The organism is Streptomyces sp. NPDC048254, assembly GCF_043201895.1.
In the GTDB taxonomy this organism is placed as follows: domain Bacteria; phylum Actinomycetota; class Actinomycetes; order Streptomycetales; family Streptomycetaceae; genus Streptomyces.
The window spans coordinates 39,534-53,880 of sequence record NZ_JBICZJ010000022.1; the positions used below are offsets into that span (position 1 = coordinate 39,534).

Consider the following 14,347-nt stretch of genomic DNA (forward strand, 5'->3'; position numbering starts at 1 on the left):
TGTCACTGCTCCTGGGATGGCTGGTGCGGCCGGGTCGGGGGGAAGTCTGCGGTGTCGGTGGTGCCCACGGCCAGCGAGCGGTCAGGATTCAGCCGTACGACGATGTGGCGACGCCACACGCTGTCGTCGCGGTCGGCGTGGTCCTCGCGCCAGTGGCAGCCGCGGGTCTCCTGGCGGCGCCGGGCCGCCTCGACGAGCACTCGCGCGACGCACAGGAGGTTGGTGGCCTCCCAGGTGTCGACGCCGGGCTCGGCGGTCTTGCCGTTCTCGGCGAGGGAGTCACGCGCCTCGGTGTGCAGGCGCTGGAGCTGCTCGGCGGCCCTGGCCAGGGATTCCTCGGAGCGCAGCACGCCGGCGCCCTCGGTCATGATCCGCTGGATCGCGAACCGGGCCTCGGGGGCCTGCAGCGGGTGCGCGGGCTTGTCGGGGTGCGGGACCGGGACGGGCACGCGCGCGTGGAGGCGGTTCTCCGCGTGCCGCGCGGTGATGTCGGCGGCGATGCGCTCGGCGTAGACCAGGCCCTCCAGGAGGGAGTTGGAGGCGAGCCGGTTCGCGCCGTGCACGCCGGTGCACGCGACCTCGCCGCACGCGTACAGCCCGCGCACGGTCGTGCGCCCGCGCGCGTCGGTGCGCACGCCCCCGGAGGCGTAGTGCGCGGCCGGCGCTATGGGGATGGGCTCGGTGACCGGGTCGATGCCGTGCGCCCGGCAGGCGGCCAGGATCGTCGGGAATCGGTGCTCCCACATGTCGGCGCCGAAGTGCCGGGCGTCCAGGAACATGTGCTCGGCGTCCTGCTCCTGCATGCGCCGCATGATGCCCTTGGCGACGATGTCCCGGGGCGCCAGCTCGGCCAGCTCGTGCTGGCCGACCATGAAGCGCACGCCGTCCGCGTCGACCAGGTGGGCCCCCTCCCCGCGCACCGCCTCGGAGACCAGTGGCTGCTGGCCCTCCGCGTCGGCGCCGAGGAACAGCACGGTCGGGTGGAACTGGACGAATTCGAGGTCGGAGACCTCCGCGCCGGCCCGCAGCGCGAGCGCCACGCCGTCGCCGGTGGACACCGACGGGTTGGTGGTGGCGGAGAAGACCTGGCCCATGCCGCCGGTGGCGAGGACGACCGCGGGGGCGTGCACGGCGCCCACGCCGTCGTGCTGACCCTCGCCCATCACGTGCAGGGTCACGCCCGCCGTGCGCCCCTCGGCGTCGGTCAGCAGGTCGAGCACCAACGCGTTCTCGATCATCCGCACGCCCCGCGCGCGAGCCGCTTCCACCAGCGCGCGCGAGACCTCCGCGCCGGTCGCATCCCCGCCCGCGTGCACGATCCGGCGCCGGTGATGGCCGCCCTCGCGGGTGAGCTCGATGTCGCCGTCCGCGTCGGTGTCGAAGTGGGCCCCGGTGGAGATCAGCCGCCGTACCGCGTCGGGGCCCTCGGTGACGAGGATCCGTACGGCACCCTCGTCGCACATGCCCGCGCCCGCGACCAGGGTGTCGTCCAGGTGCTGTTCGGGGGTGTCGCCCTCGCCCAGCGCCGCCGCGATGCCGCCCTGGGCCCAGCGGGTGGAGCCGTCGTCGAGGAGCGCCTTGGTGACGACGACCGTGGTCAGTCCGGCGGCCTCGCAGCGCAGGGCGGCGGTCAGGCCGGCGACGCCGGACCCCACGACCACCACGTCCGCGTCGATGGACCACCCGGGGGCGGGTGCGTGCAGTCGTATGCCTGTGCTGGTCACGAGGCGGCTCCGGGAGCGGCGAAGGTGAGCGGGATGTTGTCGATCAGCCGGGTCGTCCCGACCCGGGCGGCGACGGCGAGGACGGCTTCTCCGGTGAAGTCGTCGTCGATCTCGGTGAAGTCGGAGGGGTCGACCAGGGCGAGGTAGTCCAGTTCGAGCGGCGGGTCGTAGTGGACGGCCTCGTCCAGGACCGTCCGCACGGCCGCGCGGACTGCCGCGGCGGCGTTCGGCACGGCCTTGGCGACGGCGTGCGCGTCGGCGGCCGCGCGGGACTCCCCTATGGCGCTGAGCGCCTCGGCACGCGCCCGCGTGGACGGCACCTCGCGCGCCCGCGCACGCAATGCCTCCTGCGCCGCGTGCCGGTCGGCTCCGGCGAACAGCGCGCGCGACAGCGTGAGCGCAGTGCGGCGCTCGTCGGCCGACAGAAAGCGGTTGCGGCTGGAGAGCGCGAGCCCGTCGGCCTCGCGCACCGTAGGTACGCCGACGATCTCGATGCCGAAGTTCAGGTCCCGCACCATGCGCCGGATCACGGCCAGCTGCTGGGCGTCCTTCTGCCCGAACAGGGCCGCGTCAGGGCGGGTGAGGTGCAGCAGCTTGGCGACGATGGTGAGGACGCCGTCGAAGTGCCCGGGCCGCGAGGCGCCCTCCAGGAGGGTGCCCATGGGGCCTGCGGTGACGCGGACCTGGGGCTGGCCGCCCGGGTAGACCTCCTCGGCCGACGGGGCGAACACGGCGTCCGCGCCCGCCTGTTCGGCGATCTTCAGGTCGGCGTCCAGGGTGCGCGGGTAGCGGTCGAGGTCCTCGCCGGCCCCGAACTGCAGCGGGTTGACGAAGACCGTGACGACGACCTCGCCGTCCGGGCCGGCGATCTCGCGCGCGCTCCGGATCAGCGTGGCGTGGCCCTCGTGCAGGGCGCCCATGGTCATCACGACGGCGCGGCGGCCGTGCCGCACGCGCGCGTGCAGTTCGTCGGCGGTGCGCAGCAGGGCGGTGCTCATCGGGTGTTCCCCTCGGTGCCGTGGGTGCCGTTCGTGCCACCGGCGAGGACGCCGAGGAGGTCCTCGGCGAGTTCCGGCTTCAGCAGACCCTGGGCGAGCGCCCGGTCGGCCGTGGCGCGGGCCATCGCCAGATAGCCGTCGACGGCCTGCGGGGCGTGCCGGCGCAGCTCCGTGACGTGCGCGGCGACGGTGCCCGCGTCCCCGCGCGCCACCGGCCCGGTCAGCGCCGCGTCGCCGGAGCGCAGGGCGTTGTCCAGGGCGGCGCCGAGCAGCGGGCCGAGCATCCGGTCGGGGGCCTCGACACCGGCCGTGCGGAGCAGCTCCATGGACTGGGCGACCAGGGTGACCAGGTGGTTGGCGCCGAGGGCCAGGGCCGCGTGGTAGAGCGGGCGGTTCTCCTCGGAGATCCACTCCGGCTCGCCGCCCATCTCGATGACGAGTGCCTCGGCGGCCAGCCGCAGCTCCTCGGGCGCGGTCACCCCGAACGAGCAGCCCGCGAGCCGCTGCACGTCCACCGGCGTCCCGGTGAAGGTCATCGCCGGGTGCAGGGCCAGCGGCAGCGCGCCCGCGCGCAGGGCCGGGTCCAGGACCTTGGCGCCGTATCGCCCGGAGGTGTGCACGAGCAGCTGGCCCGGCCGTACGGCACCGGTCTCGGCGAGGCCGGCGACCAGGCCGGGCAGGGCGTCGTCGGGGACGGTCAGGAGCACCAGGTCGGCACGCTGGAGGACCTCGGCGGGGGGTACCAGCGGGATGTCGGGCAGCATCGCCTCGGCGCGCCGCCGGGAGGCGTCGGAGACCCCGGAGACGGCCACCGGGCGGTGCCCGGCGAGCTGCAGGGACGCGGCGAGCGCGGGGCCCACCCGACCGGCGCCGACGACGCCGACGGTGAGCCGCGCGGGGCGGTCACTGGGGTCTGGCTGTTGGACTGTACTCACGCGACGGTGGCCTTCCCGTTCCAGTCCGCTCTGGGTACCGGACGATTTCTCGTCATGTTAACGCTATCGGGTTCGGCCCAAGTTGGCTGTCCACAGGCTGTGGGTCACCGGTCACATCGCCCCGGGTGTCCCTCCGGACCCCCTCCCGGGCGGAAAATGCGAGGCCCGCCGGTGCCGCGTGACGGCATCATCCAGGGCATGAGCGATACGGCGACCACGCAGGACGAGACCCCCCGGGACGACCAGCCGGACGAACCCGCTTCGGCGGAGCAGCGGATGCGGGAGCGGCGCACGGCCGCCTACCGGAAGGCCGAACGCGTCCTCGCGCGCGTGGGCGCGCGGGCCTCGCTCCGCGAACGGCTCGCACGCCTCCAGGAAGCGGCACCCGAGGTGTACGACCTGGACGAACCTGCGGACCTCTACGGCAACGGAGTCGTCGAGGCCCTGGAGGCGCGCGTCGCGGCCCTGCTGGGCACCGAGGCCGCCGCGTTCTTCCCGACCGGCACGATGGCCCAGCAGGTGGCCCTGCGCTGCTGGGCGGCCCGCACCGGCAACGCCACGGTCGCCCTGCACGCCCTCGCCCACCCCGAGGTCCACGAACGCAACGCCTTCCGCGAGGTCGCCGGCCTGCGCGCGGTGCGCGTGACCGCTGAGCCCCGGCTGCCCACCGCCCAGGAGATACGCGACTTCGAGGAGCCCTTCGGGGCGCTGATGCTGGAACTGCCCCTCAGGGACGCCGGTTTCGTGCTGCCTTCCTGGGAGGAGCTCACGGAGGTCGTGGAGGCGGCGCGGGAGCGCGACGCGGTGGTGCACTTCGACGGCGCGCGCCTGTGGGAGTCGACCGTCCACTTCGGGCGCCCCCTGCACGAGATCGCGGACCTGGCGGACAGTGTCTACGTGTCGTTCTACAAGTCCCTCGAAGGATTCGGCGGCGCCGCACTGGCCGGCCCGAAGACCCTGGTCGAGGAGGCCAAGACCTGGCGGCACCGGTACGGCGGGACGGTCTTCCAGCAGTTCCCGACCGCACTCGCGGCCCTGGCCGGCCTGGAGCGCGAGCTGCCCCGCCTGCCGGACTTCGTACGCCACGCGCGCGTGGTCGCCTCGGCGCTGCGCGAGGGCTTCACCGAGGCGGGCCTGCCGTGGGCGCGCGTCTTCCCCGAGGAACCGCACACCCACCAGTTCCAGGTCTGGCTGCCGTACGACGGCGACGTGCTGCTGGAGGTGGCGGTGCGCCAGGCGGAGGAGACCGGCACCTACCTGTTCAGCGGCCCCTGGGAGGCCACGGGGCCGGGGCTGGCCACGACCGAGGTGACAGTGACGGCGGCGGGCCTGGAGTGGACGGCGGCGGAGGTGCGGGCGGCGGTCGCGGACTTCGTGGCACGGTTGCCTTAGGCGCCGCGTACCGGAAGCCCCCTTCAGGGGCGCGGGGAACTGCGCGAGCAACCAGAGCCGACCCGCACCCGCCGTCGCACGGCGCCTGGCAGCCCTGTGGGCGACCGGCGCACGCCCCTCACCACGCGCGCAGGCGCACCCACCGCGCCAGAGCCCCCCGAACCCGCCGCCGCGCCGGCCGCCCCGCGACGACGGCGCGGAAACGCCGGCACTCGCGTGCCTCGCGCGCCACGCGCGCCACGCGCACGTCGTGTGCGCCGGGCGCGGGCGGCGCGGGCTCCCCGTGCTGCCGAGCGCGGTACGTGTCGAGGAAGTACTGCTGGACGATGCTCATGGCTCCCCAGCCTGCGCCCCCGCCGGGCGGCCGTCGCGTCGATTGACGGCGCACGTCAATCGACGGAGGCGTTGTCGGTGGCGGGGTGCACGATGGGGACATGAGCGTGCGTATCGACATCGCGGGGCTGCGGCCGGAGAGGGTCGCCGTCGTGCCCTCACCCCTGGCCGAGCTCGGCATGGCGCTGCACGCGCTGTCCGAACCGGGACACCATCCCGGCCTCCAGGGCTGGGTGACCGGCGTGACCGCCCGGATGGAGCCGCATCTGGCCGACCGGATGTGCGAGGCGGACTTTCTGTGGCGGTCGACGTTCTCGGACCTGTTCCTGCCGTACGCGGCCGTTCCCGGCGCCGTCCCGGGCGGCACGCTGACCGAGGAGCTCGGCCAGCTGGACAAGCTGACGGACGAACAGTTCGTGGACGCGGCCCTTGAGTTCACCTGCGTGCTCTCGTACGACACGCGGGCACCGGCACTTCTGTCGGATCCGGCCGGGCGCCGCAGGGCGCTGGAGGTGGCCGCCTCGCGGGGTCCGCAGCAGGTCCGGTTCGCGCAGCGGCTGCTCGACGATCCGCCGAGTGTGCGCGCGTGGCTGCGCCGGTTCCTGGAGGACTGCGCCGAGGCGTTCTTCGACGAGGCCTGGTCGCGGCTGCGCCACCAGCTGGCGGCCGACGCCCGGCACAAGACGGAGCTGCTGCGCCGCAAGGGGCTGGCCGAGGCGCTCGCGGCGGTCTCGCCGGTCGTGACGCTCGACGAGGCGGCCGCGCGGATCACCGTGGACAAGCTGACCGACGGCCATGCCGTGGCCGAGGCCGACGGTCTCCTGCTGGTGCCCACGAGCCTGGGCTGGCCGCATCTGATGGTGCTGCACCGCTGTGGCTGGCAGCCGGTGCTGCACTATCCGGTCGGCTCGCCGGAGCTCGCCGCACCGGCGTCGGTGGAGGCGCTCACGCTGCGGATGGCGGCGCTGTCCCATCCCGTACGGATGCGGCTATGCCGGTACCTGGCGCGCAGCGCGACCACCAGCGAGCTGGCGCAGGTGCACGGCCTGTCGGCACCCGAGGTGTCCCGGCACCTGGGCGTGCTCAAGAAGGCGGGCCTGGTCACGACGCGCCGCCGCGGCCGGTACGTACTGCACCAGCTGGACGTCACGGTCGTCGCCCGCCTCGGCAGCGACTTCCTGGAAGGGATACTCCGCTAGCCGCGCGGTCCGTTACGCCGGTCACGCGCGCGTGGCGGGTCAGCCGTGCCCGCCGCCCGCGCGGACCAGCCCCGTCTCGTAGGCCAGGACGACCACCTGCACCCGGTCGCGCAGCCCGAGCTTGGTCAGGATGCGGCCCACGTGGGTCTTCACGGTCGCCTCGGAGAGCACCAGCCGGCTCGCGATCTCGCCGTTCGACAGTCCCTGGGCGACCAGCACCATGACCTCGCGCTCGCGGTCGGTGAGCCGGTTCAGCTCCTGGTGCTGGGACTCCTTGTTGGCGGAGGGCAGCATCGGTGCGAAGCGGTCGAGGAGCCGCCGGGTGGTGGAGGGAGCGACGACGGCGTCGCCGCTGTGCACGGAGCGGATGGCGGCCAGCAGTTCCCCCGGCGGCACGTCCTTGAGCATGAAGCCGGAAGCGCCCGCCTTCAGACCCGAGAAGGCGTACTCGTCGAGGTCGAAGGTGGTCAGGATGAGCACCTTGGGCGGTTCGGGCTCCGAGCAGATGCGGCGGGTGGTCTCCACCCCGTCCAGCTTGGGCATGCGCACGTCCATCAGCACGACGTCCACGTCGGTGGACTTCAGCACCTGGAGGGCCTCGACGCCGTCGCCCGCCTCCGCGACGACCTCCATGTCCGGCTGTGCCGCAAGCACCATCCGGAACCCGGTGCGCAGCAGCACCTGGTCGTCGACGAGCATCACGCGGATCGTCATCGGGTCCTCTTCCGTTTCCGTTCATCGGCTTGTTGCGGTTTTCCCGGGGGCGTGACAGGTGTCAACCAGGGGCGTGCGTCCGTGTCAATGCGCCGGTTTGAGCGGCAGCAGAGCACTGATGCGGAATCCTCCGCCAGGACGAGGGCCGGCGTCGAGGGTGCCGCCGACCATGCCGACCCGCTCCCGCATGCCGATCAGGCCGTGCCCCTGCCCGTCCGCGCCGCCCTCCTCGTACATCTCGTGCGGGGCGCCCTTGCCGTCGTCCTCGACCAGCAGGCCGAGTCCGTCGTCGAAGTAGACCAGCCGCACGCTGGCGCCCGTGTTGGGCCCGCCGTGCTTGCGGGTGTTGGTGAGCGCCTCCTGCACGATCCGGTACGCCGTCAGCTCGACGCCGCTGGGCAGCGGGCGCGGGGTGCCCTCGACCTTGAAGTCGACGGGCAGGCCGGAGCTGCGGCACTGCTCGATGAGCTCGTCTATCTGCTCGACGTCGGGCTGCGGAACGTACTCGCCGACCTCCTTGTGCTCACCGGTGCGCAGCACGCCCAGCAGGCGGCGCATCTCGGCGAGGGCCTGGCGGCCGGTGGAGGAGATCGTCTCCAGGGCCTTCTTGGCCTGGTCGGGGGCGGCGTCGAGGACGTAGGCGGCACCGTCGGCCTGGACCACCATCACCGACACGTTGTGCGCGACCACGTCGTGCAGCTCGCGCGCGATCCGGGCGCGCTCGGCCGCGACCGCGACCTTGGCCTGCGCCTCGCGCTCCTTCTCCAGCCGGGCGGCGCGCTCCTCTAGCTGCGCGAAGTAGGCGCGGCGGGTGCGCATGGAGTCGCCGAGCACCCAGGCGAGCACGAACGGCACCGTCTGGAACACCACGATCGCCAGGTGCCCCAGGAGACTCGTCCTGTCCTGCGGCCACCGGATCTGCGCCAGCGGCGCCGCGCACAGCCCCGCGTACAGGGCGAACCGGGACGCCCACCGCTCGCCGACCGCGGCGACCGTGCAGACGATCACCAGCATGGCGAAGTTGGCGACGGTCGTCTCGACGTTCAGGATCAGCTGGGCCAGGCCGGTCGCGGCGGCCAGCACCAGCATCGGCTCCGGAAGACGGCGGCGCAGTGCGACCACCACAGCCATGACGACGGACACGGCCAGCATGGCGGCGGTCGAACCGTGGTGGTCGCGCGCCTCGCTGAGATTCACGACGCTCACGCAGGAAACCCCGAGCAGGACGACGGCCCAGAAGCTGTCGACCCATGTCGGGTTCCTGCGGAGGAAGTCATAGAGGCGCTGCACGTAACCCAGAGTAGGGAAGCGTGATAGGTGCAGGGGTCAACCGGAGGGCCGATCCCTGTTCCGCACACGTACTCCGCAAGGTGGAGAAGGTGATCACCTGTGCGCCTAGTCTGGCCCGGTGACGGATGAGGCGACGCGAGAGACGGCCGACGACGCCCGTGGCTGGCGTGCGGCCACCGAGGCGGCCTTGTACGGCCCCGGCGGCTTCTACCGCCGCCCGGAGGGACCGGCCGGGCACTTCCGTACGTCGGTCCACGCGTCGCAGCTGTTCGCCGAGGCGGTGGCCGGGCTGCTGTGCCGGGTCGACGAGGCCCTGGGGCGCCCCGAGACGCTGGACTTCGTCGACATGGGCGCCGGCCGGGGCGAGCTCGTCACCGGCGTGCTCGCCGCGCTGCCCGCCGACGTGGCGGCACGCACGCGTGCCTGCGCCGTCGAGATCGCCGACCGCCCGCCCGGCCTGCCCGACCGCATCACCTGGCTGACCGAGCTGCCGCGCACGGTCACCGGCCTGCTCTTCGCCAACGAATGGCTCGACAACGTCCCGGTCGACGTCGCCGAGGTGGACTCGGCCGGTGTGGCCCGGCTGGTGCGCGTCCGGCGTGACGGCATCGAACTGCTCGGCGAGCGGGTGTCGGGCACGGACGCGGAATGGCTGGCGCGGTGGTGGCCGCTGGGCGCCGAGCCGGGGCTGCGCGCGGAGATCGGGCTGCCCCGGGACCGGGCTTGGGCGGACGCCGTCACCTGTGTGCGGGAGGGGCTCGCGGTGGCCGTGGACTACGCGCACACCGTGGACACGCGCCCTCCGTTCGGGACGCTCACCGGCTTCCGCGAGGGGCGCGCGACGGCGCCCGTCCCGGACGGGTCGTGCGACATCACGGCGCACGTCGCGCTGGACGCGTGCACGGCGCTCGACACCGCGTACGGCCTCCCCGAAGCGCTCGTCTGCACGCAACGCTCCGCTCTGCGCGCCCTGGGCCTCATAGGCGCACGCCCCTCGCTCACGCTCGCCTCCACACACCCCGCCACCTACGTACGCGCCCTCGCGAGCGCCGGCGAGGCCGCCGAACTCACCGCCCCCGGCGGCCTCGGCGACTTCGGCTGGCTCCTGCAGCCGGTGGGCATCGAGAACCCGCTGCTCTGACACACGCCCGGCATGCACGACCCCGCGCCACGCGCCCGGCGCCCACCACCCCACGCCGCGCAACCCCGCGCCGCACGCCCCACGCACCGTGCCCTACTTGGCCCTACTCGGCCCTACTTGTCGATGTCCCCCACCACGAAGAACATCGACCCCAGAATCGCGACCATGTCCGCCACCAGCGTCCCCGGCAGCAGCTCCATCAGCGCCTGGATGTTGTTGAACGACGCCGAGCGCAGCTTCAGCCGGTACGGGGTCTTCTCGCCCCTGCTGACGAGGTAGTAGCCGTTGATGCCGAGGGGGTTCTCGGTCCAGGCGTAGGTGTGGCCCTCGGGCGCCTTGAGGACCTTGGGGAGCCGCTGGTTGATCGGTCCCGGCGGCAGCTCGGCGACCCGGTCCAGGCAGGCGTCGGCCAGGTCCAGGGCGTTGTGGGTCTGCTCCAGGAGGCACTCGAAGCGGGCCAGGCAGTCGCCCTCGGTCCGGGTGACCACCCGGAGGGTGTCCTGGAGTTCGCCGTAGGCCAGATAGGGCTCGTCGCGGCGCAGGTCGAAGTCGACGCCCGAGGCGCGCGCGATGGGCCCGCTCACGCCGTACGCGTGCACGGCCTCCGGCGTGAGGGTGCCCACGCCCCGGGTGCGCCCGCGGAAGATCTCGTTGCCGAGGACCAGGCCGTCGAAGACGTCCATGCGGGAGCGGACGGCGGAAACGGCGGCACGCGCGCGTACGGTCCAGTCGGCCGGGAGGTCCTCCTTGAGGCCGCCGACGCGGTTGAACATGTAGTGCATGCGACCGCCGGAGACCTCCTCCATGACGTTCTGGAGCTCCTCGCGCTCGCGGAACGCGTGGAAGACCGGGGTGATCCCACCCAGCTCCAGCGGGTAGGAGCCGAGGAACATCAGGTGGTTGAGCACCCGGTTCAGCTCGGCCAGCAGGGTGCGCGTCCACACCGCGCGGACGGGCACCTCCATGCCGAGCATGCGCTCGACGGCGAGGACGACGCCCAGCTCGTTCGAGAAGGCCGACAGCCAGTCGTGGCGGTTGGCGAGCATGATGATCTGCCGGTAGTCGCGCGCCTCGAAGAGCTTCTCCGCGCCACGGTGCATATAGCCGATCACCGGCTCGGCGGAGACGATCCGCTCGCCGTCCAGCACGAGTTTCAGGCGCAGCACGCCGTGCGTGGAGGGATGCTGGGGGCCGATGTTGAGCACCATGTCGGTGCTCTCCGCGGCGCCGCCGATGCCGACCGTGGTCTCCGTCGTAGGAGTCATGGATCCAGTCTCTCGTACGTACGCTGACCTTATGGAGACGGGGAGCCCGGCCGGCGCCGGGGCGACGGAGACCGAACCGGTGTGGGCAGGGCTGCCGCCCGGCCTGCTGCGGATGCGCCGGCTGCTGCTGGTGGTGTGGCTGGGGCTGCTCACGGTCGCCGTGGGCCTGCTGACGGGTCTGCTCGCGGGTCCGGCGTGGGCGGCCTTCGCGCTGCTGCCGCTGGCCGCGACGGTTTGGGGCTGGGTGCTGCTCGGCCGCAACTGGCGCTCCTGGCGGTACGCCGAGCGCGCCGACGACCTGCTGATCAGCCGTGGTGTGCTGTGGCGCGAGGAGACCGTGGTGCCGTACGGGCGGATGCAGCTGGTCGAGGTGACCTCGGGGCCCGTCGAGCGGTACTTCGGCCTGGCGAGCGTGCAGCTGCACACCGCGGCCGCGGCCACCGACGCGGCCATCCCCGGCCTCGACCCGGCCGAGGCGGAACGGCTGCGCGACCGGCTCACCGAGCTGGGCGAGGCCCGATCGGCGGGCCTGTGACCGCGCCCGGCGTGGACGGCGCCATACGCCCCGTCAAGGCCGTGGGCGAGCGGCGGCTGCATCCCGTGACGCCGTTCCGGCGGGCGTGGGCGCCGGTCGCGGTGCTCACCGGCTGGGCGGTGCACGACCCGAACCAGGCCCAGGAGCAGCTGACGAAGCTGACCACGACCATGCTCCTGGCCGGACTCGCCGTCCTGGTCACGGCGGGCGCGCTGTACGGCTTCCTGAGCTGGTGGTTCACCTACTTCGCGGTGACCGACAGCGAACTGCGCATACGCACCGGCCTGTTCTTCCGGCGCACCGCGCACATCCGGCTGGAGCGGATCCAGGCCGTCGACGTGACCCAGCCGCTCCTCGCGCGCGTGGCGGGCGTCGCCAAGCTGCGCATCGATGTCGTCGGCACCGACAAGAAGGACGAGCTGGCCTTCCTGGGGCAGGGCGAGGCGCGTGCGCTCCGCGCGGAACTGCTGGCGCGCGCCGCCGGATTCGCGCCCGAGACGGCGCACGAGGTCGGCGAGGCGCCGGCGCACGAGCTGATGCGCGTGCCCCCGGGCAAGCTCGCGCTCTCCCTCGTGCTGACGGGCGCCACCTGGGGCTCCCTGGCCGCCGCCCTCGTCGTACCGCCGGTGCTGTGGCTGGCCACGCACAGTGTGTGGACGGTGCTCGCCACCGCCCTGCCGCTGCTCGGCGCGGCGGCCACGACCAGTGTGGGGAGGTTCGTCGGGGAGTACGACTGGACGGTCGGGGAGTCCCCGGACGGGCTGCGTATCGACCACGGGCTGCTCGACCGGACGCACGAGACGGTGCCGCCGGGGCGGGTGCAGACCGTGCGGATCGTGGAGCCGCTGCTGTGGCGGCCGCTGCACTGGGTGCGGGTGGAGCTGGACGTGGCCGGGTCGGCGAACTCGGTGCTGGTTCCGGTCGCCCCGCGTGCGGTCGCCGAGTCGGTCGTCGCGCGCGTGCTGCCCGGTGTGACGGTGCCCGGTGAGCTGCCGCGGCCGCCCCGGCGGGCCGGCTGGTGCGTGCCGTTGTGGTGGCGCGGGTACGGGCTCGCGGTCACGGACACGGTGTTCGCCGCACGGCACGGGCTGCTGCGCCGGCGCCTGGCGCTGGTCCCGCACGCCAAGGTCCAGAGCGTGCGGCTGACGCAGGGGCCCTGGGAGCGGCTGTGGCGGCTCGCGGACGTTCATGTGGACACGGGGGCCGACAAGACCGTGACGGCCCGTCTGCGGGATGCGGAGGCGGCCGCGTCATTGCTGCGGGAGCAGGCCGAGCGGTCCCGGACGGGGCGCCGGTCGGCGCGCCCGGACCGCTGGATGGCCTGAGCACGGCGCCCGAGCACGGCGCCCGAGGGCGGCGCGGAGGCCCGACGACGGGCGAGGACGGGCCGACGACGGGCGGGGACCGGCCGAGGACGGGCGGGGACCGGCCGAGGACGGGCGGGGACCGGCCGAGGACGGGCCGAGGACGGGCCGAGGAACGCCTGAGCCGGGGCACCCGGTGGGTGCCCCGGCTCAGGATCGGCGCGGGTTTCCGGTGGTGTTCAGGAGGCGGCGCTGCGCAGGCCCCCGATGTTGATCTGCTCGGTCTCGTCGTGCGCGGTCAGGTCGATGACCTGGCCGACACCCCGGGTCTCCGGGTCGGCGGGCTTGAACTCGGCCTCGGACTCCGCCTTGTGGAGCGCGAGCGCCTCCTGGCCGACGACGTCCGCGAGGTCCTCGTTGTGCATCGACTCCAGCCCGCCGGCCGACGAGCCCTTCTGGGTGCCGAAGAAGTCGAACCCGCCGGTGACCAGCGGACGCGGGATGGGTGCGGCCGGCAGCACGGCCACCGCGGTCGGCACCGTGAAGTGCCCCGTGGGCTTGACGGATTTGGCGGACGGTGCCGTCGTGGTGGGGGCGTCCTGCTCCGCCGGCGCCGGGGTGGTGTCCGCCGGCTCGGCGGTGGTGACGGCGGCCGCGCGCGTATGCCCGTCGACCGCCTCGGGCTGCCCCTGTTCCTCGTCCTCCGGTGCGGACTCGCTCTTCGGCGCCTCGGGTGCGGCGGCCGTCTCCGTCGCGCCCTCGGTGCCGGTGTCGGTGTCGGCCTCCGCCGCCGGGGCGTCGCCCTGGTCGAAGCGGGCCAATGCCACCTTGGCCCGCAGGAACAGCTTGGAACCCTCCGGTGAGAAGACCGCGGGAGTCGTCTCCTCGACCTCCAGCTCCGCACCTTCCTCGACACCCGCCACGGTCCCCTCCGCCTCTTCGGCGGTCCGGGCGGCAGGCAGCGCGTTCGACGGCGCGGTGGCCTCGATCTCCAGCAGGCGGCGGCCTTCCAGGGCGCTCGCGCGCTCGGTCTCGGCCGTGGCGTAGCGGCGCAGCAGGGACGCATGCTCGTTGCGCAGTCCCGCCAGCTCCGACCGCTTCGCGCGCAGCCGCTGCTCCAGCTTGGAGCGCAGCTCCCGCGACTCCTCGAGGTCGGTCTCCAGCTCGGCGATCCGCTCCTCGTGGCGCCACTCGTCACTCGCACGCGCGCGTGACAGGTCGGCCACCTGCTTGCCCGCCTCGCTGTCCCAGCGGCGCATGACGGCGGCACCGACGGCCGCGGTCGCCGCGGCTATCGCGGCCAGCGTGCGCAGCACCGTCTGTTGGGAGAACAACCAGGGGCCCAGAGCGCAGACGAGGGAGACACCGGCGATCGCCGAAGGAGGCAACAGCCTGTGCAAAGGCGGGGAATGACGGTGACGTCCACGTGGCATGGCCAGAAACTTACCGCGCGTAGGCGAATCGTGGTGCCCCGGGCCGTAAAAACACAGCGACAACGAAGTCTTCGCACGGCGCCG

At 73.5% G+C, this 14,347-nt stretch carries 13 protein-coding genes; 5 read left to right on the forward strand and 8 right to left on the reverse strand.

What is annotated here, in order from left to right; all coding sequences use genetic code 11:
* Positions 1 to 2: 2 nt before the first annotated feature.
* Genes ACGFZQ_RS42675 through ACGFZQ_RS42685 form a run of 3 tightly spaced genes read right to left on the reverse strand, consistent with a single transcriptional unit; the run spans position 3 to position 3,657 of the window.
* Complete coding sequence (locus ACGFZQ_RS42675; protein WP_351748849.1) at positions 3 to 1,724, reverse strand: L-aspartate oxidase; 1,722 nt, start codon at positions 1,722 to 1,724, stop codon at positions 3 to 5.
* Entirely contained in the window at positions 1,721 to 2,722 is a 1,002-nt protein-coding gene (gene panC, locus ACGFZQ_RS42680; protein WP_351748851.1) for a pantoate--beta-alanine ligase, read from the reverse strand. Before panC ends, ACGFZQ_RS42675 begins: the two co-directional genes overlap by 4 nt.
* Positions 2,719 to 3,657 carry a DUF2520 domain-containing protein gene (locus tag ACGFZQ_RS42685; protein ID WP_351748853.1) on the reverse strand — a complete coding sequence of 313 codons (939 nt, stop codon included), beginning with the start codon at positions 3,655 to 3,657 and terminating at the stop codon, positions 2,719 to 2,721. Before ACGFZQ_RS42685 ends, panC begins: the two co-directional genes overlap by 4 nt.
* 198 nt (positions 3,658 to 3,855) lie before the next feature.
* Between ACGFZQ_RS42685 and ACGFZQ_RS42690 the strand changes: the two genes are divergently transcribed.
* On the forward strand, positions 3,856 to 5,049 hold the full coding sequence (locus tag ACGFZQ_RS42690; protein ID WP_393844969.1) for a threonine aldolase family protein: 1,194 nt from the start codon (positions 3,856 to 3,858) through the stop codon (positions 5,047 to 5,049).
* A 118-nt stretch (positions 5,050 to 5,167) separates the two neighbouring features.
* Here ACGFZQ_RS42690 and ACGFZQ_RS42695 read toward each other — a convergent pair whose 3' ends face one another.
* Positions 5,168 to 5,383, reverse strand: a complete 216-nt coding sequence (locus tag ACGFZQ_RS42695; RefSeq protein ID WP_393844970.1) for a hypothetical protein — start codon at positions 5,381 to 5,383, stop codon at positions 5,168 to 5,170.
* Between the two features lie 100 nt (positions 5,384 to 5,483).
* Here ACGFZQ_RS42695 and ACGFZQ_RS42700 point away from each other — a divergent pair, with 100 nt between their 5' ends.
* Positions 5,484 to 6,581: a DUF5937 family protein gene (locus ACGFZQ_RS42700; protein ID WP_393844971.1), complete on the forward strand. Its 1,098-nt coding sequence runs from the start codon at positions 5,484 to 5,486 to the stop codon at positions 6,579 to 6,581.
* A gap of 39 nt (positions 6,582 to 6,620) precedes the next feature.
* Here ACGFZQ_RS42700 and ACGFZQ_RS42705 read toward each other — a convergent pair whose 3' ends face one another.
* On the reverse strand, positions 6,621 to 7,295 hold the full coding sequence (locus tag ACGFZQ_RS42705) for a response regulator (RefSeq protein WP_382533874.1): 675 nt from the start codon (positions 7,293 to 7,295) through the stop codon (positions 6,621 to 6,623).
* Positions 7,296 to 7,379: 84 nt separating this feature from the next.
* On the reverse strand, positions 7,380 to 8,585 hold the full coding sequence (locus ACGFZQ_RS42710; RefSeq protein WP_393844972.1) for a sensor histidine kinase: 1,206 nt from the start codon (positions 8,583 to 8,585) through the stop codon (positions 7,380 to 7,382).
* A 118-nt stretch (positions 8,586 to 8,703) separates the two neighbouring features.
* On the opposite strand from ACGFZQ_RS42710, the gene ACGFZQ_RS42715 reads away from it, so the two are divergent.
* A complete protein-coding gene (locus ACGFZQ_RS42715) occupies positions 8,704 to 9,726 on the forward strand; it encodes an SAM-dependent methyltransferase (RefSeq protein WP_393844973.1) in 1,023 nt (340 codons plus the stop codon).
* A 113-nt stretch (positions 9,727 to 9,839) separates the two neighbouring features.
* On the opposite strand, the gene ACGFZQ_RS42720 is transcribed toward ACGFZQ_RS42715, so the two are convergent.
* On the reverse strand, positions 9,840 to 10,991 hold the full coding sequence (locus ACGFZQ_RS42720; RefSeq protein WP_393844974.1) for an NADH-quinone oxidoreductase subunit D: 1,152 nt from the start codon (positions 10,989 to 10,991) through the stop codon (positions 9,840 to 9,842).
* Between the two features lie 31 nt (positions 10,992 to 11,022).
* Between ACGFZQ_RS42720 and ACGFZQ_RS42725 the strand changes: the two genes are divergently transcribed.
* Both ACGFZQ_RS42725 and ACGFZQ_RS42730 read left to right on the forward strand, forming a co-directional pair.
* The gene (locus tag ACGFZQ_RS42725; protein WP_393844975.1) at positions 11,023 to 11,526 is read left to right on the forward strand and encodes a PH domain-containing protein; all 504 of its coding nucleotides are present in this window, start codon (positions 11,023 to 11,025) and stop codon (positions 11,524 to 11,526) included.
* Positions 11,523 to 12,851 (forward strand): PH domain-containing protein, encoded by a 1,329-nt coding sequence (locus ACGFZQ_RS42730; RefSeq protein ID WP_351748868.1) that lies wholly within the window; start codon positions 11,523 to 11,525, stop codon positions 12,849 to 12,851. Before ACGFZQ_RS42725 ends, ACGFZQ_RS42730 begins: the two co-directional genes overlap by 4 nt.
* Before the next feature lie 218 nt (positions 12,852 to 13,069).
* Here the strand turns inward: ACGFZQ_RS42730 and ACGFZQ_RS42735 are convergent, their stop codons facing one another.
* Positions 13,070 to 14,263, reverse strand: a complete 1,194-nt coding sequence (locus tag ACGFZQ_RS42735; RefSeq protein ID WP_393844976.1) for a hypothetical protein — start codon at positions 14,261 to 14,263, stop codon at positions 13,070 to 13,072.
* Positions 14,264 to 14,347: the final 84 nt, after the last annotated feature.

Bases quoted from the DNA above. Each gene is read 5' to 3' on its own strand.
- ACGFZQ_RS42735 (WP_393844976.1), bottom strand. From the start codon at position 14,263: ATGCCACGTGGACGTCACCGTCATTCCCCGCCTTTGCACAGGCTGTTG.
- ACGFZQ_RS42690 (WP_393844969.1), top strand. From the start codon at position 3,856: ATGAGCGATACGGCGACCACGCAGGACGAGACCCCCCGGGACGACCAG.
- panC (WP_351748851.1), bottom strand. From the start codon at position 2,722: ATGAGCACCGCCCTGCTGCGCACCGCCGACGAACTGCACGCGCGCGTG.
- ACGFZQ_RS42695 (WP_393844970.1), bottom strand. From the start codon at position 5,383: ATGAGCATCGTCCAGCAGTACTTCCTCGACACGTACCGCGCTCGGCAG.
- ACGFZQ_RS42720 (WP_393844974.1), bottom strand. From the start codon at position 10,991: ATGACTCCTACGACGGAGACCACGGTCGGCATCGGCGGCGCCGCGGAG.
- ACGFZQ_RS42725 (WP_393844975.1), top strand. From the start codon at position 11,023: ATGGAGACGGGGAGCCCGGCCGGCGCCGGGGCGACGGAGACCGAACCG.
- ACGFZQ_RS42705 (WP_382533874.1), bottom strand. From the start codon at position 7,295: ATGACGATCCGCGTGATGCTCGTCGACGACCAGGTGCTGCTGCGCACC.
- ACGFZQ_RS42700 (WP_393844971.1), top strand. From the start codon at position 5,484: ATGAGCGTGCGTATCGACATCGCGGGGCTGCGGCCGGAGAGGGTCGCC.